Origin of the sequence: Erwinia persicina NBRC 102418, from assembly GCF_001571305.1 — a bacterium.
In the GTDB taxonomy this organism is placed as follows: Bacteria; Pseudomonadota; Gammaproteobacteria; order Enterobacterales; family Enterobacteriaceae; genus Erwinia; species Erwinia persicina.
In genome coordinates this window covers 213,131-235,201 of sequence record NZ_BCTN01000001.1, presented here as the reverse complement: position 1 = coordinate 235,201, position 22,071 = coordinate 213,131, and the positions used below count along the sequence as shown (strand labels likewise).

The following is a 22,071-nucleotide window of genomic DNA, read 5'->3' as shown; positions in this document are numbered from 1 at the left end:
TGAGGTGTATTGATTATGGATTTTAACGGTATCTTGGCCCTTCTTACTGACATTGGCATTCCGGAAGAGGTGCTGGGAGATGCTGACGGGAGCTGGCATCTGCGCAGCGATCTGGCGCTTTCCTCGGCAGAAACGGTCGCCTTGCAGGCACAGTTACAGCCGCTGGTGGGGGGGCCTGTTTCGTTGTGGGGCGGTCAGGATTTTACGCTGGATGATCTGGTGGCGCTGGTGAATGGCACGGAAAAAGCGGGGGTGAGCTAACTCCCTGAATCCTGAAGGCCAGGGGGCCGCAGTGCAAGGGGATTCAGGAAAATACATATAAAATTAATATATTTGATTGACTGACGGTCGGTCGTGGTGTTTAGTGTTGTCCATAAAATAATTAATAAAGACCAGTAAGTAAATTTGCCCTTCCATGTGAGTAAGCACAGCAGTGAGATCGACGTTCAGGCACGCCCGGAGAAGGTTGGATTCATGCATGATTGCCGTTGAAAAGTATTTCAAAACAATCAATTAGTTCGCACATCATGGAGTTAAAATGGTCAATTTTAGTGGTTCACTGAATCAGCGCCTGCTGGCTGCGCTGAGGGCAAACACACACCGTCCAGCGCTGTTTGAAGACGGCGGCATCATCACCCACGGCGAATTAGCCGATCGCGTTGCCTCCTGCAGCTTCCGCCTGCAGCAGCGCGGGGTGAAAAAGGCCGACCGGGTAGCGATGCAACTGGGCAATACCCATCAGGCCGTGGTGCTGATGCTGGCCACGCTGATGATCGGCGCGATACCTGTTCCCGTTCTTCCCTCATACCGTGAAAAAGAGCTGCGCCACATTCTGCAGATCACCCGGCCAAAAGTCGTGGCCCTGCAGCGCAGCACCCGCCGTTATCATCCGCTCTCCTGCCTGCAAACGTTACAGCAGGAAGGGATCTATGTTGATGTGGTGCTGGTGGGGGACGATAACGACAGCCAGCACGATACGCGTTACCTCAATCTCGGGGAATTTTGTTCGCGACTGACCCCCGTCCCGCCCCAAATCCTGACCCCACTGACGCCTGACGACACCGCGATGATGCTGTTGTCCAGCGGTACCACCGGCCTGCCAAAAGCGATTGCCCGTAAAAACGGCGGTTACAGTCATATGATTGACTGCGGATGTGACGTCTTTGGCCTGACCGAAAGCGCCGTGTATCTGGCCGTCATGCCCGTCTCTCATGGCTTTGTCATTAACTGCCCCGGTCTGCTTGGCACCCTGTCGCGCGGCGGTGCCGTGGCGCTGGCCGATGTGTCGTCTGCGGCACAGGCGCTGGATATTATCGCCCGGTGCGGCGTCACACATACCACCCTCGTGCCTGCGCTGCTGTCGCAGTGGGCGGAGACACAGCGTGAAAACCCGCGCGCGATTGACTCACTCTGGCATGTCCAGGTGGGCGGCGCTCGCGTCAGTCCGGAACTGGCGGCCTCGGCCTCTGCCGCACTGGGGATTACCCTTCAGCAGTGTTATGGCATGAGCGAAGGACTGCTCTGTTTCAACCACATCAGCGACGACGATCGCCTCCGCTTCCATTCTCAGGGGCGTCCGCTGTGTGCAGAGGATGAGGTGCGTATTGTTGACGGGCGGGGCGACGACCTGCCGGTAGGGCAGACCGGCGAACTGATCACCCGTGGGCCCTATACCATCACCGGTTACTACCAGAATCCTCAGGCGGACAGCCTGGCATTTACCGCTGACGGCTTCTACCGGACCGGCGATCTGGCCCATGTCGACCCGCAGGGCAACGTGTTTATTGACGGGCGGTTGAACGATGCCATTAACCGTGGCGGGGAGAAATTTTCCCCCCATGAAATTGAAGAGCTGGCGCTGCAGCACCCGGCGATCCGGCAGGCGGCCTGTGTCGGGATGGCAGATGCCCTGTATGGCGAAGTTCCCTGCCTGTTTGTCACCACGGCGGATGCCACCCTGACGCTGGGTGCGGTGCGACGGTTCTTTGAACAGCAGGGGCTGGCCTCGTTTAAAGCGCCGGAGAAGTTGGTTGTGCTGGAACACATTCCAATGAAGGGGATCGGTAAAATTGACCGGCTGGCCCTGCGGGCGCTGGTGGCTGACAACGATCGTCCCCGCTTAGCGGTGACCAGCGGGAGGGCATCATGATACTGACCGCTGTCAGTCATAACCGCACGGTGATGCGCTTCAGTCAGCGGCGCACGGCACCGGTAGCGCAGCAGCTGGTGGTGTTTCCTCACGCCGGGGGCGGTGCCGCGTTTTATCAGCCGTGGCGCGAAAGGCTGCCGGCAGAGTGCGACCTGCTGGTGGTGCAGTATCCGGGAAGGGAAGAGCGGCAGGGTGAGGCGCCATGGCAGAGTGCACAACAGGCCGTCACCGCCTGCTGTCACGGCCTCACGGAATTGCTGGGCGTCGCACCGGTGACTTTTTTTGGCCACAGTATGGGCGCCCTGCTGGCGCTGCAGGTAGCGTCGGCACTGTGGGCGTCACGCTTTTCCTGCCGTCGTGTGGTGCTCTCGTCACAGCATCCGCCTGAAGCCTTACTGATGCTGCAGCAGCCGGCGGCACGTCAGGATCTGCTCGCCTCCATCCTCAGCGACAGTGAACAAAGCGGGGTGATGCCGCTGGATACGCTGACGCGTCCGGCAGTAGCGGCGCTCATTTTGCAGGATCTGACCCTGCTCGGACAGCTGGCGGTGCTGCCGGTGGCTGACCTCCCGTTAGCCATCACCGGCGGAGACGACGACCCACTGGTCGGACGGGCGGCGCGTGAAGGCTGGTCAGCCCTTGTCACCCGGAGTGAGCAGCGCAGCTGGCCGGGCGGTCATTTCTACTTCCGGGAGGATCCGGATGCCTTTCTACACCAGCTTTTGCAGTAAACAGAAGGCTGGCTCACTCAACTGATGGTCAGATAAGGAATATGTGATGAACTTTGAGCTGTTTAATCCCCAACATGCTGCACCCGATACCGATAAGGCCTTTACCTTATTCCCGGTATTGAAAAAGTTTTATGCCTCGCTGGGTAAAACTCCGCTGATCCCCGTACCGGGCCCGCAGGGACAGGCGACGATCCTGGCCAAGTACGAATTTACTAATCCTTTTGGTTCAGTCAAAGACCGGACGGCCTTCGGCCTGTTTTGTGATGCCATCAACCAGCATGATTTTTCCCGTGGTGAACTGAAACTGCTCGATTCATCCGGTGGCAATATGGCCAAAGCGCTGGCGAAGCTGGGCAATATGTGTGGCATCACCGTGCAGGTGGTGATCCCGGACTCCTCCTCTGAACAGTTAATTGCCACCCTGAAAGCCGATAACGCGCTGGTGACGCTGGTGGACAAAAGCCAGTTTTTACTCGGCGTGATTGCCCGCAGCCAGCAGATTGCCCGCGACGATCCCAGCTGGACGCTGCTTTCCCAGCAGCTGAACCTGGTGAATACCGCCGTTCATCAGTATCAGACCGGGGCGGAAATCCTCCATCAGCTGAATGGCACCCGCGCCGACGGCTGGGTTTCGGCCGTGGGAACGGGCGGTACGATAACCGGCGTCTATGCTGCCCTGCGTCGCCACAATCCGGAGATTATCGCCTGGGGAACCACACCCGCTGAATTGCCGTATGGCACGCTGAATGCCCCTAATGGCGACGCTAAATTTGCCGGGGCGGGAGGGCTTGGTTTCGGCTTCCGTCAGCCTTTTATCAGCCAGATGATGCCGAAAAACCTGCCGTTTAATGAGGTCAGCTATCGGGAAGCGCTGGCCGCCATGTACGAGTTCTGGCATCTCACCGGGGTCAAAATTGGCGCCTCCTCTGCCGCCAACTGGAAAACCGCATGGAAGCTGGCCGCGACGCTGGCGAAAGGCCAGCAGGTGATCACGCTGTTTGCCGATGCCGGCAGCGATGTGGAAAGGGAAAAAGGCGAAGTCTGGTTTAAACAGTCGGAAATTGTCGTGGCATAACCGCACTTAATTTATAAAAAGGTCATTAAAATGGAAATAATACAAGGCAATAATAATGTATTGTCAGAGTTGATAATGCTCGCAAACTGGGTTCGTGCAGAGCTGGATAAAGGACTTGCGGTCAGTGATATTGAAAAAACACTGGCGTCAAATAAAGGGTATAAAAATGCCACGGTTATTTCTGTTACAGAAATGGCCAATATTCATTTCAACGCAAAAACGCAAAACGGGCCCACCGTCGGCGATGCAAATTCTCATGTCGATCAGTTTATTGATGACCAGGGAAAACCGGCGGGAACCATGACCGGCAGTGGCTGGAAAATTGCCGCCCTGGCCGATGACAGCGTGGTGTCTTACTACCATGAAACGGCAGAGACACCGCAGGGCCGCATCGAAACCTCAGGTATCTGGAATTCCAGCGCCATCTGGGCTTCACAGTGGCAATCGCTGCTGGCCGTGGGGGTCAGCGGGGATGTGATGGGGAAGGTGGGGGTGCGCCAGCTTTATCAGGAAATCCCCAGGGAGAAATACCGGACGCTACTGGTGCTGGTGCCGCTCGACCAGATTAAAACACTGACATCCTGATTTCCTGTTAAATAAGACATCAACCTGATAAGGGGTAGGTATGCGCACGTCTGAAGAGTGGGATGTTATTATTATTGGTGCAGGCCCGATAGGATTATCCAGTGCCTGGAATTACGCCCGAAATAATAAACAACATAACGTTTTGGTGCTGGATAAATATAGCCTGATGACGCAGCTCGCCGGAACCAGCGGCGAAGAGCGCCACTGGCGATTGCAGTATTCTGAAATTGATATTTTCCGCCTGACGCTGGCGGCCGATACATTGTGGCAGGCGCTGGAAAAAGAGGCCGATCGTCGGCTGATACATCGCACCGGCAGCCTGTGGTTCGGCGATGCCGATGTCTGGACCAATGAAGGGCAGATTACGCAGACCATGGCCTCCATGGATGAGATGGGCCTGCCGTATGAACGTCTGGGCATACGCGCTATTGAGCAGCGTTACGGCTTTTCGCATTTTGATGCGAACTACGAAGGCTTTCTGCAGCAGGATGGCGGCGTCATTGATGTCAGGGGGACGCTGTCTACGCTGTATGCGCTGGCCTCGGAACTTAATGTCAGCTTCGGTTTTGGCCAGGACGTGCTGGCGCTGGAACCGGACAGCCGGGGCGTCACGGTGATCGGCGCAAACCAGCGGTTCAGGGCGCGGAAAGTGCTGGTCGCCAGCGGACCGGGGAGCAAAAAACTGCTGCGCGGGCTGGATATTGACCTTGAGCTGGCCACCTATGAGATGGCCTGCATCAGTATGCTGCGCAGTCAGCGTACCCGGGCGAATGATCCGTTCTGGTTTGCCTTTCAGCAGCCGGTAGAAAGCGACAGCAATCTGTTTTATGGCTTCCCTCCTAATCCCTGGTCGGTGAACGGTTTTGATCGTCTGGGCACCGATTTCGAAGTGGACCCGATCGCCGGGAATCAGGAGCCAGCGTACCGGGCCAACCCGCAGCACGTCGCGCGCGCGCTGGAGTTTGCCCGTCGTCATATGCCTTTCCTCGCCCCGGATCGTCAACATTCTTCCTCCAGTTGCCTTGCGGTGTTACCCACTAACCCGCAGCGGCAGTTCTATCTGGACAGCGCCCGTGGGCGCTGCCACGGCGGTGAAAACGTGGTGGTCTCTGCCGGGGGCTGGGCGTTCAAATTTACCCCCCTGATGGGGCAGGTCTGCGCGGATCTGTTAAGTGATCACGCGCCCCGCTGGGATATCAGCGCCTTACGCTTCTGAAACCGGAGGGCAGTATGCAAGAGCAAAACGGCGTGAACCACAAAATAGCGCTGGTGGGAATGGCCTGCCGCTTCCCCGGTGCCGGTGATATCGAAACCTGGTGGCATAACCTGATTAATGGCGTTGAGTCGCTGGTGACAACGGATGAGCGTGCAGCGGACGAACCCGGTTTTGTCGGAGTTGCAGCGCCTCTGGCGCAGGACATTGCCCGCTTTGATGCCGGATTTTTCGGTCTCAGCGCCCGGGAAGCGGCGCTGATGGATCCGCAACATCGTCTGTTTCTGGAGTGTGCCTGGCACGCGCTGGAAAGTGCAGGGATTGTGCCCGGCGCTCTGCCGGAGGCGGCTCTGTTCGCCGGCTGCAGCAGTTCGGCGTATTTAAGAGAAAACGGCAGGGCACAGCGCTTTGCCGCGCTGGCACCGTCGGCCTTTGAACAGCAGATCACCAATGATAACGACTACCTCAGTACGCGTGCGGCATGGCATCTGGGGATCGGTGGCCCGGTAGTGAATGTTCAGGCCGCCTGTGCCACCTCGCTGGTGGCGGTGTGTGAGGCGGTGTACGCCCTGCGCAACAGACGCTGTGACCTGGCGCTGGCCGGCGCCTGTACGTTACGCATCCCGGAGCTGGCGGGCTACGTCAGCCAGCAGGGAATGATCTTTGCGACAGACGGACACTGCCGGCCATTTTCCGCGGATGCCAGCGGCACGGTATTTGGCAGCGGGGTTGGGGTCGTGGTGATGAAACGCCTGGAGGATGCGCTGGCGGCCGGTGATGAGGTGATCGCAGTGATTGACGGCGTGGCGATGAATAATGACGGCGCGGAAAAAGTCAGTTTTACCACCACCAGCCTGGCGGGGCAGCAGCGCTTATTGCGTCAGGCTCTGCAGGATGCGCACCGGCACCCGGAGACCTTTCGGGCGATGGAAGCGCACGGCACGGGCACGCTGGCCGGAGATCCGATTGAATTCTCCGCGCTCAGTTCCGTGTTTCGCGAGTTTACCGGGCGTGAAAACTTCTGTGCGCTGGGAGCCGTGAAAGCCAATGTTGGTCACCTTGAAACGGCCGCCGGAATGGCCGGACTCATCAAGGCGGCCCTGCAAATCAGGCACGGCTGGCTGACGCCGCAGATCAACTTTACGGCGGCAAATCCGGCCTGCGAGCTGGCACACAGTCCGTTTACCGTCCTGCGTGCCGCCGAACGCTGGCCGCAGGATGATACCCGCTGTGCCATAGGCGTCAGTGCCTTTGGCATCGGCGGCAGTAATGCTCACGTGGTGTTAAGCCGGCCGCAAAGGGCAGACGCAGCGCCGGACGTCACTCCGGCGTCTCTGGCCGATCGGGTCATTCCGCTGTCTGCCCGTTCTGAACAGGCCTGGTATCAGCTGGCGAAGCACTACCGGCAGCACGCCGTCGGGGCAGATGTGGCGGCCATGGCCTGGAGCGCACAGACCGGCAGGCAGGGAATGCGCTATCGCGGCACGCTGGGGCCGGATGAAGAGGGCCAACTGGTGATCAAAGAGGGGATGGTCGACAGCGGTAAAGGTCGCCTGAGTGTCATCTTCCAGTTCCCTGGTCAGGGCAGCCAGTTTATCGGCATGGCGCGGGAGCTGATGGCCCGCGACAGCCACTTTGCGCGGCTGATGAAGGAGAAAATGGCGCTGCTGCACCGGCGGGAGCAACTGGATATCTCCCCGCTGTTCAGTCCCGGGGGCGACAGCACCATGCTGAATAACACCGCCCTGACGCAGCCGACGCTGGTGGCCGTAGAGATATCGCTGGCCGAACTGCTGATCTATTACGGCGTGGTGCCCGATCGGGTGATGGGCCATAGCGTTGGCGAAATTGCCGCGGCCTGGGCCGCCGGTGCTTTTACCGTCGAACAGGCCCTGGTCTTTGCCGCGCAGCGCGGCAGGCTGATGGCCTCGCTGGAGGGCGGCGCCATGCTGGCCGTTGAGCTGAGTGACAGCGATTGTCAGCCGTGGCTGGGGGGCGGGGTTTCGCTGGCTGCGGTGAACGGTGAAAACAGTTGTGTCCTGTCGGGTAACCGGTCTGCACTGGCTGACTGCGAGCAGCGTCTGCGCAGAGAGGGCATTCGCTGCAAGGCACTCAGTGTGTCTCACGCCTTTCACTCGGCAATGATGGAACCGATCCTCAGCGATCTGCGCCATGTCGTGCCCGCCGTCAGCGCGGCACATCACGGGGTACGGTATTACTCCGCGCTGCAGGCACAGGAGATCAGCGATCTGCGTCAGCTGGATGCGGACTACTGGAGCCGTCACGCCCGTGAGGCAGTGCAATATCACCAGACACTGCAGCAGATACCGGATCGGGGCAGGACGCTGTTTATCGAAGTCGGGCCGGGTTCGACCCTGACCGCGCTGGTGGCCCGCTTACGCCAGCAAGGCGGTAAGACGTCTGCGGTGCGCACGCTGCGCCGCCGCGATGATGCCCTCACCGAGGAGGCGCTGTGGATCCAGGCCCTGCAAAAAATCTGGCGCGCCGGGGTCGCGGTCTGCTGGTCACGCCTGTGGGCCTCTCCGGGGCGGCGTGTAGCCCTGCCGCTTTATCCCTTCGACCCCCAGTTCTGGTGGATGGGTGACCGGGAACTCCCGGCCAGCCAGCAGGCTGATGTTGCCGCCCGCGATCCCCGGGAGCAGGACGCGCTGATGGCGCGTATTCGTCCGTTGTGGCAGGAAGTCACCGGGGCGTTACCGGCATCGGCCTATGAGGATTTTTATGACGCCGGAGGACAGTCTCTGATGGCTTTACGCCTGATGGCCCGGCTGGAACAGGAGTTTGGCGTGGCGATCAGTATGGCTGATTTTTTACACCAGCCGACGCCGTCGGGTATCCGCCATTGTTTGCAAAAATCTGGCGTTGTTGAGCAACATCTCACTCATTAACAGGATGAATATCATGTCTGCATTGAATGCAACACTGAACACGACACAGTATCAGATTGAAACCGTACAGGTTGACAGCGAGACGTCCTTTACGCTGGCTTACTCGCCGCACATCAAACGCCTTCCGGCTAACGGGGGTATCCGCTGGCGGCAGTACAGTTCACGGCAGCAGCAGGAGAGTGAGGCGGTGATGCTGGCGCAGCGTATGTCCCTGAAACACGGACTGTATAATACCGGGTTCAGCGGCGGCAAAATTGTCGTCAACAGCCCGCATCTGCCGGCACAACAGCCGGAGGTGATGGCGGAGATCGGGGCGCTGCTGAACCGTTATAATGGCACCATGTTTACCGGGTGTGACATCAACACCAGTAATCAGGATATGGACTATCTGCGTCGTTTCACCCCGTGGATACTCAATGCCATGGACAGCCCGCAGATTGATACCTCTGTCGCCACCGGGTACGGCGTCTGGAGCTCCGTTCATAAAATTATCACCCTGCGGCTGTCCGGGGTTGCGCAGCCAGTGGTGGCCATTCACGGTATGGGCAAAGTCGGGGCTGAGGTGGCCAGACAGTCTCTGCTGCACGGGTGCGACGTCGTGGGGTACGACATCAATCCGCAGGCGGTCTTCCCTGAGGGGGTGCGCCGGGTTAACGAAGCGCAGCTGTTCGGTGAGAAAAGTCATGTGCTGTGCATTGCCTCGCTGTCCGGTATTTTAACCAGTGAAAATGTGCCACAGATCAATACCGGCTGGGTGGTCAGCAGCGCCAATTCCCCGTTCAGCAACCCACTGGCAGAAGCGGTGCTGGTTGCACGCGGCATTCATTACCTGCCTGATTATGTCAGCAATGCCGGAGCGGTAATCTGCGACAGCATTGAAATGGCCTTTACCGAGCGTTACAACCAGATGAGCCAGGAGCAGGTGAACGCTTATGTCTGTTCGCTGATTGGGGCCAAAACGGAAGAGTTACTGCGGCGTTCAGCCCTGCTGGACTGCGAGGTAGGCAGACTGCTGCAGCCGGTTAAATCCGCGCTGATGGTGGCCTGAAGCCAGAGGGATGGCCCTGCGCCATCCCTTATTTATTACCAGCGATAATCCACGGTGGCGGTGACCGTTCTGTCCTGACCCACAAAGCAGTACATCGCCGATGTACAGCTGGCAACATAGCGCTTGTTGGTCAGGTTGTTGACGTTAATCGCCAGGGTGGTGCCTTTAAGAGAGGAAGAGAGCTGCCCCAAATCATAACGGCCCGCTACATCTACCAGCGTGGCTACCGGTACTTTGAAGGTGTTCGCCGGGTCGCCGTAGCTGGTGCCGAGGTAGCGCACACCGCTTCCCAGCTGCAGTCCTGACAGCACACCTGAATCAAAGCGATAGTCGAGCCAGGCGGCGGCGCTGTTGGCCGGAACCTGGGTTAACGTTTTACCGCGATTTGTCGCATCCTGGGTTAACTCATTATCCAGCCAGGTATAGCTGGCTATCAGATTGAGATCAGGCACAATTTCCGTTGTGGCCTGCAGATCGATCCCCCGGGTGCGCGCCTTCCCGGCCTGGGTATTAAAGCCCAAATGTTCGGCGTCACTGGTTTTGACATCAGACTGGGTCAGCTGGAACAGGGCGGCACTGAGCAGGGTTTTCGAGCCTTCGGGGTGGAACTTGATCCCCAGTTCGCTCTGCTTCGTTTCCACGGGCCGGAAGGCTTTGCCATCATATCCGCTGCCCAGCAGCGGATCGAAGGAGGTGGCGTAGCTGATATAGGGCGCCAGCCCGCTATCAAACTGATAGCTCAGTCCGGCGCGCCCCGTCCATTTCTCATCCGTCTGGCGGGTTTTTACCGTTACCGGCGAGTAGCTGTTGGTATCATGGTCGGTATCCGACCAGTCATGGCGACCGCTGAGCGTCAGACGCCAGCGGTTCCAGGCAATCTGATCCTGCAGGTAGACGCCGGTACGGGTAAATTGCTGTTTTTCCCGCCACGGCGCGGCCCGGCTGGCGGTGAAATCGGGATGCAGATCCGGCCGGTAGTCAGGGCCGTACGGATCAGTCAGCACCGGGCCCACGCTGTAGAGCGCATTGTTCAGACGCCCAAGCGAAAAGTCGACGCCGGCCAGCAGCGTGTGGCGGGTTGGCCCGGCATCAATATCCCCGCTGATATGATTATCCATTGAAAAGGTGCTGACCGTCGCCGGGGTCAGTTCGTCATACGCTTTCAGCCACGGCTGCGCATTCACCAACTGATAACCATAAATCACCCCGCGCTGAATATCGGAACGAACATTCATATAACGGGCATTGCTGTTAAAGGTCCAGCCGTTATCAAACTGATACTCAAAGAGTGAGCTGACGGTCTGCTGGCGGCGGGTGGAGTCCGCGAAATGCCCGTCGGTATAGTTTTTATGACGGTCAAGGGGGGCATAAGGACTGTTGTTCAGCCCCAGCAGGTCGGCGGGCAGGCTGTTGTAGTTCGCGATATCCGGCTCCCATGAATATGTCGCCATTAAGGTCCAGGTCGCCTTATCCGTGGGCCGCCAGGTCACAGACGGGGCGAGGTAGAGGCGACGGTGGCGGCTGTCTTCGATCTGCCCCCGCGTATCCAGGCCGCTGGCGGTAAACCGGTAAAGCAGGCTGTTATCGTCTGTTACCGGGCCGGTGGAGTCGACGCCAAACTGCTGATGGTGGAAGCTGCCGTAAGACAGACTGATATGGTGCGAGGCGATATCCTGCGGTTTAAGGCTGACCTGATTGACAATGCCCCCGCCGGTTCCCTGGCCGTAAAGGGCCGCTGCCGGTCCGCGCAGGACTTCAATCCGCTCCAGCGACCAGGGATCGATCTGGGGCAGCCAGCTTCCCGGGTTACTGATGATGCGCAGCCCATCCAGATAGTAATCGGCGTCGACACCGCGTATGCGGGTCATGTCGAGATAGTCACCAAAACCGCCATAGCGTTCACTGGTCGCGCCAGCGGTATAACGCAGCGCAGCACTACTGGATGACGGCTGCATTATCTCCATCTGCCTGCGGGTCACCACAGACACGGACTGCGGGATCTCCAGCACCGGGGTGCGGGTCTTCGTCCCGACCCCGGACTCTTCCGCGACATAACCGTTTTCCGGGCCTTCCGTTCTGTCCGGAGCGGCTGCCGTCACCGTCAGCGTTGTCGGTTCAGCCGCGCTGTCGCTCTTTTTCCTGTCTGCCGTTCCCTCAGCGGCGGAGGCGGGGGCGGTCAGGTAAAGAGAGAGCATCAGCGACAGGGTTAACCTGTTCAGTACAGACGGCAGCAAGGGCAGGGGTAAAACGCGTACAGCGACAGCGTGATTTATCAGCATAAAGAGTCCTGGAACGAGCGAAATGTGGGGGGGCCGTGCGCACATGCTTGCTATTAACGTGATGAAAATAATCACTTTCTATAAAGTTTCTTAACGTCTGTAAATGCGAATGATAATTATAATGAAGGCATATTATACATTGACCGTCAGTCGGTCAATGATATGATGGCTTATCCTATCGCCAGCCGACAGACCTTGCTCTATGCCAGCACCTTTAGTTTCAGCCAGACAAAAAGCAGCCAGCCATTACGGCCCGGACTCGGTAACCCGTCGCTCGCTGCTCTGTGGCTTGCTGGCGGCAGGGGTATTGATCACCACGCAGCCGCTGGCCGCCATGGGCAGGGCAAAAACCCTGACCGATATCGCCGGACGTAGCGTGACCCTGCGCCACCCGGTCAGCCGGATCCTGTTGGGTGACGGTACGCTGGCCTATGCGCTGGCGCTGCTGCGCCCGGAAGATCCCTTCCGTGGCGTGGTCGCCTGGGGAGATAACTTTCGCGCTGCCGATCTCGACGGATACCGGGCTTATCAGCAACGCTTTCCGCAAATCGACCGCATACCGCGTTTTTCCGGTAAAACCGTCGATGCCATTGGCGGAGAACAGGCCATTGCGTTGCAGCCCGATATTGTGGTGCTGAACCTGAGTTCGATGACCGCAGCGACCGCCTCAGGACTGCTGTCCCTGCTGAAGCAGGCGGGTATCCCGGTGCTGTTCGTGGATTTTCGTACCAGAATGTTTGCCAACGCGGTGCGCAGCATGCAAATTCTCGGCGAGCTGTTTGGACGGGAGGCGCGGGCAGCCCGTTTCCTGGACTTTCGCCAGCAGCAGATCGACCGGGTGACCGGCCCGCTGAAGCAGGTCAGGACGCGACCGCTGGTGATGGTTGAACGTGCTGCGGGGCTGTATGACGACTGCTGTCTGACCTACGGTGACGGCAACTTTGGCGAGCTGGTGGCGGTGGCCGGAGGGGAGAATCTGGGGACACGACTGCTGCAGGGAACCTTCGGCACACTCAGTCAGGAAAAGGTCATTACGTCCGATCCCGACATGGTCCTGGTCACCGGGGCGAACTGGTCGCTCTATTCCCCCGGGGGGAACTGGGTCAATCTGGGGCCAGGGGCTGACCCCGCTGAAGGTCGCGCCCGTCTGCAGCGGCTGATGCAGCGGCCTGCCTACCGCACGCTGCGCGCTGTCAGAGAACAACAGGTTTATGCCATCTGGCATCCCTTTTACGACAATCCCTACTATTTTATCGCCCTGCAGCGCGTGGCGAAATGGCTGCATCCCGATCTGTTTTCTTCACTCGACCCCGAAGCGACGTTCCGCGAACTGCACGAGCGTTTTCTCCCTGTCCCGTACCAGCCCGGTTACTGGCTCAGCCTGAAGGAGGCCACCTGATGACCCGCACTTCTCAACTTATCCTGCTGGCAATGCCCAGCATCCATGCCGGCGCATGGCGTTATCCTGGCGCTGTCGCCGATTTTCAGTGCCGCTTTGAGCAGATGAAGTGGTTTGCACAGACCCTGGAGCAGGGACGGTTCGACGGTCTGTTTCTGCCCGATACGCTGGCGTTACGTGCAGTTGGCCCGGCGGCGCTGGCTCGCGGGCACAGCACGGTGACGCTGGATCCGCTGACGCTGCTGCCTGCGCTGGCTGCTGTTACCCGGCACCTCGGGCTGATTGGCACGGCGAGTACCACTTATAACGAACCCTATATGCTGGCACGCCGTCTGGCATCCCTTGACCACATCAGCGCAGGCCGCGCCGGGTGGAATCTGGTGACCTCCAGCAATGCCAGCGAAGCCGGTAATTTCGGCCAGAAAACGCATATGGAGCACAGCCAGCGCTATGCGCGGGCGCGGGAGTTTACGGCGGTGATGAACGGTCTGTGGGACAGCTGGGAGCAGGATGCGTTTTGCCGTGATGCTGACAGCGGCGTATTTCTGCAGGTTGAAAAAATGCACCGGCTCGACCATCACGGGGACTATTTTTCGGTGCAGGGCCCGCTGAATATTGAACGCTCTCCCCAGGGGCGGCCGGTTATCGTGCAGGCCGGGGCGTCAGAAGCCGGCAGGCAGGTTGCGGCCGAAACCGCCGAAGTGATATTTACCTACCAGACTGATCTGGATTCCGCCCGTGAGTTTTATGACGATATGCAGGGCCGGGCGCAGGCTGCCGGCCGCCGTAAACCGCTGAAAATCATTCCTGCTGTCTTTGTGGTTCTCGGCGCGACCGAAGAAGAAGCCCGTCAGAAACGTGCCACGCTGGACAGCCTGGTGGACGAGCAGAGCAGTCTTGCCACTCTCTCGGTGGCGCTCGGGCACGATATATCAGCGTATGATATCCACGGCCCGTTGCCGGAAATCCCCGCCAGTAATGCCAGTAAAAGCGGGCGCGAGCGGGTGGTGCAACTGGCGCGACGGGAAAACCTCACTATTCTGGCGCTGGCACGACGCATTTGCGGTTATCAGGGGCTGGAAATGGTGGGGACGGCCTCCAGCGTGGCAGAGACAATGCAGCAGTGGTCAGAGCAGGGCGCGGCCGACGGTTTTAACGTGATGTTCTCGCATTTCCCGGGTGGGGTCAGCGAATTTGTCAGTCAGGTGATCCCGGCGTTACAGCATCGTGGTCTGCTGCGGAAACACTATACGGCGTCGACGCTGCGGGGGAATCTGGGGTTGTAACCGCGTTAGGGGCGGCGGTTTGCCCGCCCCGTAAAGTGGCGCTTCGCTGAAAAAATATCACCGGTCTGCTGCGCTGTTTTTCATTGACCGTCGGTCAGTCAATTGCTACGGTTACGATAACCAGCCCATCATATAAGGGATTTTTATGCGTCTCAGCCGTCATCACGCCGCACTCGCTGCGGCTTATCTTGGTACTTTTCTTGCCTCGCTGGATATCAGCATCGTCAACGTTGCCCTGCCGACCATGCAGAGTGCACTGCGAACGGACATTGCCGGGTTACAGTGGGTGGTTAATGCCTACGCCGTCTGTCTGTCTGCTTTTATGCTGTCCGCCGGACCGCTTGCGGATCGTTACGGACATAAACGCGCCTGGGTGAGTGGCGTAGTGCTGTTCACCTGCGGGTCATTACTGTGCGGTATCGCCCCTGACCTGGCGGTGCTGCTGACCGGGCGGGCCATTCAGGGGGTATCGGCAGCGTTACTGATTTCCGGGGCCATGCCGATTCTGACCCATGCTTTTCCCGATCCCCGCCAGCGGGCTCATGCTATCGGGGGCTGGTCAGCGTTCAGCGCGCTGGCGCTGATCCTCGGGCCGCTGCTCGGCGGCGTACTGCTGCAGTGGCTGGGCTGGCAGAGTATTTTTCTGGTGAATATCCCACTGTGCCTGGTGGCTGTCGCTGCAGGGCTGTGGGGCATACCGGAGCGTAAATTTCCTGACCATGCGGCGCTGGACACCGCCGGGCAGCTGTTGGGCATTTTATCACTGGGGGCGCTGGCCTGGGGGATGATTGAGGCGGGTAAATACGGCTTTAGCGGCCGCCTTCCCCTGATGATCCTCGCTGTTGCTGCGGTGGGTTTTATCCTGTTTGCGCTGGTGGAGAAACGGACGCCGCGACCGTTACTGCCGCTGGCACTGCTGCGCGAGCCAGCGTTTGTCTGCGTCAATCTGGCCTCCTTTATTCTCGGGTTTTCTTATTACAGCTGCCTGTTCTTTTTTTCGATTTTTCTGCAGCAGATTCAGGGCTGGGCCCCGGCGGAAGCCGGGCTGCGTATGCTGCCGCTGTTCGCCGTCACCGGACTGGTCTCGCTGCTGTTTGGCCGAATCAGTGCCCGCCTGCCGATGCGCGGACTGATGGTCGCCGGTTATGGCATCGCCGGCCTGTCGATGGTGGCGATGGCACTGCTGCATGCGCAGTCTGCTTACTGGCTGGTCGGGACGCTGTTCGCGCTGCTGGGGGCCGGTGCCGGACTGGCGGTGCCGGGGATTGGTATGCTGGTGATGGGCATGGCGCCCACTGAACAGGCCGGATCCGTTTCAGCGATGATGAATGCGCTGCGTCAGGCGGGAATGACCATTGGCATTGCCTTACTCGGCACGCTGATGAGTGGACAGGCGATACGCACGCTGACGGCTTCGCTGAACGGCAGCGGCATTGATGATGCGGCACAGATTGCGCATCAGGCTGTCACGCGTCATCTGACCTCCCCGGCGGTGACGGACTTCAGCGCCCGCTATACGACGGCGATGGAAAGCGGGTTTCATCTCGCCATGCTCTGTGCCGGCGCGGCCTGCTTTGTGGCGATGGCGTTACTGTTTCGCCTGCAGCCCGTCACGGAGGGCAGGGCATCAATTTCGCGTGACAGCGCATAGTGCGTACCCGATGAGCGTCAGTGGCGTGTAAGCTGGTACTTTCATTCGCTGGCATCAGCCAGAAACAGATCTATCAGGAGAAGATGATGAAAGCAGCAGTGATTAATACCCCCTTTAATCTCGACAGCGTGACGCTCACCGAACGCAAGGATCCGGGACAGCCGGGCAAAGGAGAGATCAGAGTGGCAATTAAAGCCAGCTCGCTCAATTTCCATGATCTGATGGTGGCCACAGGCGGCATGGCCGTTGACGATGGCCGTATCCTGCTGTCTGACGGTGCCGGTATTGTTGAGGCGGTAGGCGAAGGCGTAACCGATTTCCGCGTGGGTGATGCCGTGGTTTCCACCTTCTTCCCGGTATGGGCGGCAGGTAAAGCGACCCCGGCCGTGGGCGGATTTGCCCATACGCCAGGCGATGGCGTCGATGGCCTGGCCTGTGAAAGTGTTGTGCGCGCGGAAAGCGCCTTTACCCACGCACCGGCAGGCTGGTCGCACGTGGAAGCCGCCACCATCACCACCTCCGGCCTGACCGCATGGCGGGCCTTAGTGGTCAATGGCCGCTTAAAAGCGGGTGAAACCGTACTGGTGCAGGGCACCGGCGGGGTTTCCATTGCCGCGCTGCAGCTGGCCAAAGCGATGGGCGCACGGGTCATTGCCACCTCGTCTTCTGATGAGAAACTGGCGAGAGTGCGCGAACTGGGCGCAGATGACACCATTAACTACCGCACGACGCCAGAGTGGGGCGACAAAGTCCTTGAACTGACCGGCGGCATCGGTGTTGATCACGTGGTTGAAGTGGGCGGGCCCGCCACGCTGAATGAATCCCTGAAAGCGGTGAAGGTTGGCGGCCATATTGCCGTGATCGGCGTGTTGTCCGGCACGGATGCGGCATTGTCCGTCTTCAGCGTGCTGGCTAAACAGGTGCGCATTGAGGGGCTGATTGTCGGCAGCCGCCAGGATCAGATTGACTATGTCAACGCGCTGGCGCTGATGGCGCAGAAACCGATCATCGATCGGGTCTTTACCTACGATCGCTTAAGCGAGGCCTTTGCCCACCTGCAAAGCGGCAAACACCTGGGTAAGGTGTGTGTCAGCTGGTGATGGCATAAATAACAGCCCGCCCGGGGACCCACCGGGCGGGTTTTTTAATGCCTGACAGGCGGAAGCGCCAGCGTGAATTAACGCGCTGAAACCCGCTGCCTTGTCTTCACCCCCGCGATAAAATGATCCCTGAGCCGATCCTCCGTTCTGCCGTCCCATGCGATACCCACCTGCCAGCTTACTGACGCTCCCGTTAACGGCATCATCGCTAATGCCGGAGGGGCGATATGCATCACGCTCTCCGGTAACAGTGCAGCCCCGGTGCCGGCCATCACCAGCGCGACGATGGTATGAATATCCTCAGCCAGCTGTGTGGCAGAGGCCATCAGCCCGTTGTCCTGCATATAGCGATCAATCTGGGTATTCAGACCGCGGCCACGTTCCGTGCGCAGCCGCAGCAGAGGCCACTTTTTTAAACACCCGGCCACGCTGACCGACGAGGCATCCGCCGCGACCAGCACCAGACGGTCAGTAAACAGCGGCAGATAATCCAGCGGTACAGGCGGTGGTACCCGAACAAATCCCACCTGAAGTTCGTTGTTTTGCAGCTGGGCATACTGCTGCGCGGAGGGCAGGTCAGTTAAAGAAACCTCCACGCCGGGGAAACGCTGGCGAAATTCGGCCAGACACTGCGGGGCCAGGTAAAAGCTGGAGAGGCCGAATCCCACCGCCAGAGTGCCCTCATGGCCTTTTGCCACCTGCCCGGCATGGTGCAGGAATGAGCGTGCCTGCCCGAGCACTTTCTGCGCCTCCGGCAGCAGGCGACGACCGCCGGATGTCAGCGCCGTACCGTGCCGGCCGCGTGAAAAAAGAGCGACGTTGAGTTGCGATTCCAGCAGGTTTATCTGTTTGGTTAATGCCGGTTGCGAGATAAACAGGGCCCGCGCGGCTTCGGCATAGTTTCCTTTTTCTGCCAGCATCACAAAGGCGTTCAGCAACCGAAGATTCATCATGACATTCCAGAAAGTTATCAGAATTGAAAATAGTTTGATTATACCGTTATCAGTGAGCCTGCTGTAATGCCTTTCCGATCACTTCTGGAGTTTCATCATGTCAGAGAGAACCGCCCTCAGGGCCGCCACCGTACAGTTTCAGCATCAGGCCGGAAATAAGCAGTACAACCTGCTGATCATGGAGAAGTTTATTCAGCAGGCCGCCCTGCAACAGGTAAAGATTCTGACCTTCCCGGAAATGTGTATCACCGGTTACTGGCATGTGCCACGGCTTTCCGCCAGTGAGGTGTCTGCGCTGGCTGAACCGCTGAACAACAGCCCCTCGCTGGCGCTGATCCGTGCGCTGGCGGTAAAACATCAGATGCTGATCGGTGCCGGGCTGATTGAACGTGCCGATGACGGGCGTCTCTATAACGCCTATGTGGCCTGTATGCCCGATGGTTCAGTGCATACGCATCGCAAGCTTCACGCTTTTGAGCACCCGGCCATCAGCAGCGGCGACAGATTCACTGTGTTTGATACTCCCTGGGGCGTGAAAGTGGGGATCCTCATCTGCTGGGATAATAACCTCGTTGAGAACGTGCGCGCCACGGCGCTGCTCGGTGCCGATATCCTGCTTGCCCCGCACCAGACCGGGGGAACACAGTCGCGCAGTCCCTGTGCCATGAAGCCGATCCCGCTGGCGCTCTGGGCGCAACGGGCGACGCGCAAAGAAGAAATCACGGCGGCATTTAAAGGGGCCAGTGGCCGGGAATGGCTGATGCGCTGGCTACCCGCGCGTGCCCATGACAACGGGCTGTTCGTGTTATTCAGTAACGGCGTGGGCGCAGACCAGGACGAAGTGCGCACCGGCAATGCGATGATCCTGGATCCCTATGGCCGGATAGTGGCAGAAACCTGGGTGGCAGAGGATGCGATGGTCAGTGCCGAACTTGATTTAACCCTGCTGGCGATGAGTACGGGGCGGCGGTGGATCCATGGTCGTCGTCCGGACTTATACCACATCCTGACCGAACCGCAGGGCTATGAGCGCGATGCGATCAGCGCCAGATTCTCAACGGATATCCCCCGCCAGCAGGATCGGTAACGGCCCTGTCGCCGGGCCGGGCCAGCCCTTCATCCCCGGCGAAAGGGGCGGATCATCAGTGCTGCAAGGCCGGCAGGGGATAACCGTCGCCGGTTAACCTGTCGCCGGTGGCCGGTTTTCGGCCATCATCCCGGTGAGGTGATGCGGCTGGTAACAGGCTTCAAGAGAGTGAATCTCCTCCACACTCAGCTTCAGGTCAACTGCCTTAACCGCACCGTCAACGTGGTGTCGGCGGGTGGCGCCGACCACCGGTGACGTCACTCGGGTCAGTAACCAGGCCAGCGACACTTCGGTCATCGACACGCCCCGGCGCGAAGCCAGCTCACTGACACGGTTGATGATCGCCTGGTCCGCCCCGGCGGTGCTGTCGTATTTGCCTTTTGCGTAACTGTCCTCACGGGAACGCCGGGTCTGCGAGTCTGCCACCCGCGACAGCCTGCCGCTGGCCAGGGCGCTGTAAGGCGTCATGGCAATGTTATCTTCCGCGCATAGACCGGCCAGCTCCCGCTCGTCTTCGCGCATGATCAGGTTGTAGTGGCTCTGCACCGACACAAACGGCGTCAGGGCTTCCTGCCGCGCAAGGGCATTGGCTTTGGCCAGCTGCCAGGCAAAGCAGTTGGAAAGCCCAATCGCACGGACTTTACCGGCGGTCACGGCCTGATGCAGCGTTTGCAGAATCTCGAGGATCGGCGTGTGGTAATCCCACCGGTGGCAGATATAGAGGTCAATATAATCCATGCCCAGGTTCTGCAGGCTTTGCGTCAGCGAGAGGGTAATGGCCTCTTTAGCCGTCACCCCCGCTGCCATTTGCTGCGCGGTACGCGGCAGAAATTTCGTCGCCAGCACCACCTCATCCCGTTTTGCCATATCGCGTAATGCCCTGCCGACATAGCGCTCGCTGGAGCCGTTCTGATAGGCAATGGCGGTATCAAAAAAATTGATGCCGTTTTCCAGCCCGTAGCGGATGATGTCGCGACTTTCCGCTTCGTCCAGCGTCCAGCTGTGTGGCCCGGTGGTCGGGTCGCCAAAGCCCATGCAGCCCATACAGATGCGTGAAACGTTCAGGTCGCTGTTGCCGAGGGGGGTGTACTGCATGCTGCCTCCTTGTGGGGGTTATTTTCTGGCCAGCTGCCGGGCCAGTTTCCTGATCCCGTCAACGATCTCCGCCGGTGTATGTGCGGCAAAGCCGAACAGGATCGCCTGCTTTTCCGGTCGGGTCTGGCAGTAGCGTGCAAGGGGTTGCGCGCCCAAACCCGCCTGACGACAGTGCGCAAGGATAACGGCTTCGTCAAGATGCTCCGCCAGCCAGCAGACAAGATGAATGCCGGAATCCGCAGGTTCTACGCTGAAAATGTCGGGAAGATATAAGCGGATGGCTTCTGTCATCACCCTCTGGCGTTCATGGCAGGCTTTCCTTACGCGCCTGACGTGGCGGGCATAATGCCCCTCAGCGATAAAGGTGGCGAGAAGGGTTTGATCCAGATAAGCCGTCCGCGTGTCCGCATAGTACTTCGCGATTTTAAAGGGCTCCACCAGGTGTTCAGGCACCACCAGGAAACCCAGATGAAACCCCGGGAACATCATTTTGGAGAAGGTTCCGGCGTAGATCACCCGCTGATGCTGATCCAGCCCCTGCAGGGCCTGGATTGGCTGGGCGGCATAGCGAAACTCACTGTTGTAATCATCCTCGAAGATCCACGCGTCACGCTCTGCGGCCCACTCCAGCAGCGCCATTCTTCGTGACAGACTCAGGGTTCCGCCCAGCGGAAACTGATGGGAAGGGGAGGTGAAAATCATTTTCGCCCCCGGCCACTGGCGGATGCCGCTGGCGATGTCCATTCCCTGTTTATCGCCGCTCACCGGGCGGATGACCGCCCCCATGGAGGTAAACGCCCCCAGGGCACCGTCGTATCCCGGTTCATCGAGCCAGACTTCATCGCCCTTCTGTAACAGCACCTGCGCGGCCAGATTCATCGCCTGCTGGGTTCCACTGACAATCAGGATCTGTTCCTCTGTGCAGTTCAGGCCCCGCGTGGTGCGGACATAGTCGCAGAGGGCCCGTCTCAACGGTCGGTAGCCCATCACCTCATTGTGCCGGCCGTCCAGCTGGCGATACTGCCGCCAGAGGCGGCCGGAAAGCCGCCCCCACAGCGCATAAGGGAATAAGTCCGTGCAGCCGATACCGATATTAAACGTCAGGTTTTGTCCGGAGTGGGGCAGCGTCGCGTCCCACAGCTGCTTCATCACCTGCGTCTGCGGATCCAGCCGGGGGCGACTTTTTTCCCGCGCCGCCTGGGGGGAGGGGGCCACAGCCGCCGTGTGGATCATCTCATCAGGAATGACCGGCGCAACAAAGGTGCCCGCGCCCTGTCGGGTTGTCAGATAGCCCTCATCGCAGAGGCGTTCCAGACCCGACAGCACGGAGTTCCTTGAAATGGCCATCATTTCAGAAAACGTTCTGCTGGAGGGCAGCTTCCGCCCGGCTTTAAGCTCGCCGGTCAGGATCATCTCTTTAATCACCTGATAGAACTGTTCTTTAATTTTCCCTTTTTTAAGCAACAGGCCCGGGAAGCTGGCAACGTTCTTTTCTGGGCGCAAAGTGGATC

The 22,071-nt window shown here is 59.3% G+C and carries 17 protein-coding genes; 13 read left to right on the top strand and 4 right to left on the bottom strand.

Annotation, left to right across the window (positions count from 1 at the left end; all coding sequences use genetic code 11):
* The first annotated feature begins 15 nt into the window (after positions 1-15).
* The 8 genes from EPE01S_RS01080 (at position 16) to EPE01S_RS01045 (ending at position 9,710) form a co-directional block, all read left to right on the top strand.
* Positions 16-261, top strand: a complete 246-nt coding sequence (locus EPE01S_RS01080) for a hypothetical protein (RefSeq protein ID WP_062742720.1) — start codon at positions 16-18, stop codon at positions 259-261.
* A gap of 277 nt (positions 262-538) precedes the next feature.
* The gene (locus tag EPE01S_RS01075; protein WP_062742719.1) at positions 539-2,149 is read left to right on the top strand and encodes an AMP-binding protein; all 1,611 of its coding nucleotides are present in this window, start codon (positions 539-541) and stop codon (positions 2,147-2,149) included.
* A complete protein-coding gene (locus EPE01S_RS01070) occupies positions 2,146-2,880 on the top strand; it encodes a thioesterase II family protein (protein WP_062742718.1) in 735 nt (244 codons plus the stop codon). Before EPE01S_RS01075 ends, EPE01S_RS01070 begins: the two co-directional genes overlap by 4 nt.
* A gap of 46 nt (positions 2,881-2,926) precedes the next feature.
* A complete protein-coding gene (locus EPE01S_RS01065; RefSeq protein WP_062742717.1) occupies positions 2,927-3,955 on the top strand; it encodes a PLP-dependent cysteine synthase family protein in 1,029 nt (342 codons plus the stop codon).
* A 75-nt stretch (positions 3,956-4,030) separates the two neighbouring features.
* On the top strand, positions 4,031-4,540 hold the full coding sequence (locus EPE01S_RS01060) for an allene oxide cyclase barrel-like domain-containing protein (RefSeq protein WP_062742716.1): 510 nt from the start codon (positions 4,031-4,033) through the stop codon (positions 4,538-4,540).
* A gap of 40 nt (positions 4,541-4,580) precedes the next feature.
* A complete protein-coding gene (locus tag EPE01S_RS01055) occupies positions 4,581-5,756 on the top strand; it encodes an NAD(P)/FAD-dependent oxidoreductase (RefSeq protein ID WP_062742715.1) in 1,176 nt (391 codons plus the stop codon).
* A gap of 14 nt (positions 5,757-5,770) precedes the next feature.
* Positions 5,771-8,662 carry a type I polyketide synthase gene (locus EPE01S_RS01050; protein ID WP_062742714.1) on the top strand — a complete coding sequence of 964 codons (2,892 nt, stop codon included), beginning with the start codon at positions 5,771-5,773 and terminating at the stop codon, positions 8,660-8,662.
* 13 nt (positions 8,663-8,675) lie between these two features.
* A complete protein-coding gene (locus EPE01S_RS01045; protein WP_062742713.1) occupies positions 8,676-9,710 on the top strand; it encodes a Glu/Leu/Phe/Val dehydrogenase dimerization domain-containing protein in 1,035 nt (344 codons plus the stop codon).
* Positions 9,711-9,745: 35 nt separating this feature from the next.
* On the opposite strand, the gene EPE01S_RS01040 is transcribed toward EPE01S_RS01045, so the two are convergent.
* Positions 9,746-11,989 carry a TonB-dependent siderophore receptor gene (locus tag EPE01S_RS01040; RefSeq protein WP_199771410.1) on the bottom strand — a complete coding sequence of 748 codons (2,244 nt, stop codon included), beginning with the start codon at positions 11,987-11,989 and terminating at the stop codon, positions 9,746-9,748.
* A 202-nt stretch (positions 11,990-12,191) separates the two neighbouring features.
* Here EPE01S_RS01040 and EPE01S_RS01035 point away from each other — a divergent pair, with 202 nt between their 5' ends.
* The 4 genes from EPE01S_RS01035 (at position 12,192) to EPE01S_RS01020 (ending at position 17,425) form a co-directional block, all read left to right on the top strand.
* Positions 12,192-13,388 (top strand): ABC transporter substrate-binding protein, encoded by a 1,197-nt coding sequence (locus tag EPE01S_RS01035; protein WP_084344122.1) that lies wholly within the window; start codon positions 12,192-12,194, stop codon positions 13,386-13,388.
* The gene (locus tag EPE01S_RS01030; protein ID WP_062742712.1) at positions 13,388-14,674 is read left to right on the top strand and encodes an LLM class flavin-dependent oxidoreductase; all 1,287 of its coding nucleotides are present in this window, start codon (positions 13,388-13,390) and stop codon (positions 14,672-14,674) included. The genes EPE01S_RS01035 and EPE01S_RS01030 overlap by 1 nt, the downstream gene beginning before the upstream one ends.
* A 145-nt stretch (positions 14,675-14,819) precedes the next feature.
* Positions 14,820-16,325, top strand: a complete 1,506-nt coding sequence (locus tag EPE01S_RS01025) for an MFS transporter (RefSeq protein WP_062742711.1) — start codon at positions 14,820-14,822, stop codon at positions 16,323-16,325.
* 86 nt (positions 16,326-16,411) lie between these two features.
* Positions 16,412-17,425 carry a zinc-dependent alcohol dehydrogenase family protein gene (locus EPE01S_RS01020; protein WP_062743084.1) on the top strand — a complete coding sequence of 338 codons (1,014 nt, stop codon included), beginning with the start codon at positions 16,412-16,414 and terminating at the stop codon, positions 17,423-17,425.
* Positions 17,426-17,502: 77 nt separating this feature from the next.
* Here EPE01S_RS01020 and EPE01S_RS01015 read toward each other — a convergent pair whose 3' ends face one another.
* Positions 17,503-18,375, bottom strand: coding sequence for a LysR family transcriptional regulator (locus EPE01S_RS01015; RefSeq protein WP_062742710.1), 873 nt, complete (start codon positions 18,373-18,375; stop codon positions 17,503-17,505).
* A gap of 100 nt (positions 18,376-18,475) precedes the next feature.
* On the opposite strand from EPE01S_RS01015, the gene EPE01S_RS01010 reads away from it, so the two are divergent.
* Positions 18,476-19,465 carry a nitrilase family protein gene (locus EPE01S_RS01010; protein WP_062742709.1) on the top strand — a complete coding sequence of 330 codons (990 nt, stop codon included), beginning with the start codon at positions 18,476-18,478 and terminating at the stop codon, positions 19,463-19,465.
* Between the two features lie 93 nt (positions 19,466-19,558).
* On the opposite strand, the gene EPE01S_RS01005 is transcribed toward EPE01S_RS01010, so the two are convergent.
* Both EPE01S_RS01005 and pdxR read right to left on the bottom strand, forming a co-directional pair.
* Positions 19,559-20,560 carry an aldo/keto reductase gene (locus EPE01S_RS01005; protein ID WP_062742708.1) on the bottom strand — a complete coding sequence of 334 codons (1,002 nt, stop codon included), beginning with the start codon at positions 20,558-20,560 and terminating at the stop codon, positions 19,559-19,561.
* Between the two features lie 18 nt (positions 20,561-20,578).
* Positions 20,579-22,063 (bottom strand): MocR-like pyridoxine biosynthesis transcription factor PdxR, encoded by a 1,485-nt coding sequence (gene pdxR / locus EPE01S_RS01000; protein ID WP_062742707.1) that lies wholly within the window; start codon positions 22,061-22,063, stop codon positions 20,579-20,581.
* Positions 22,064-22,071: the final 8 nt, after the last annotated feature.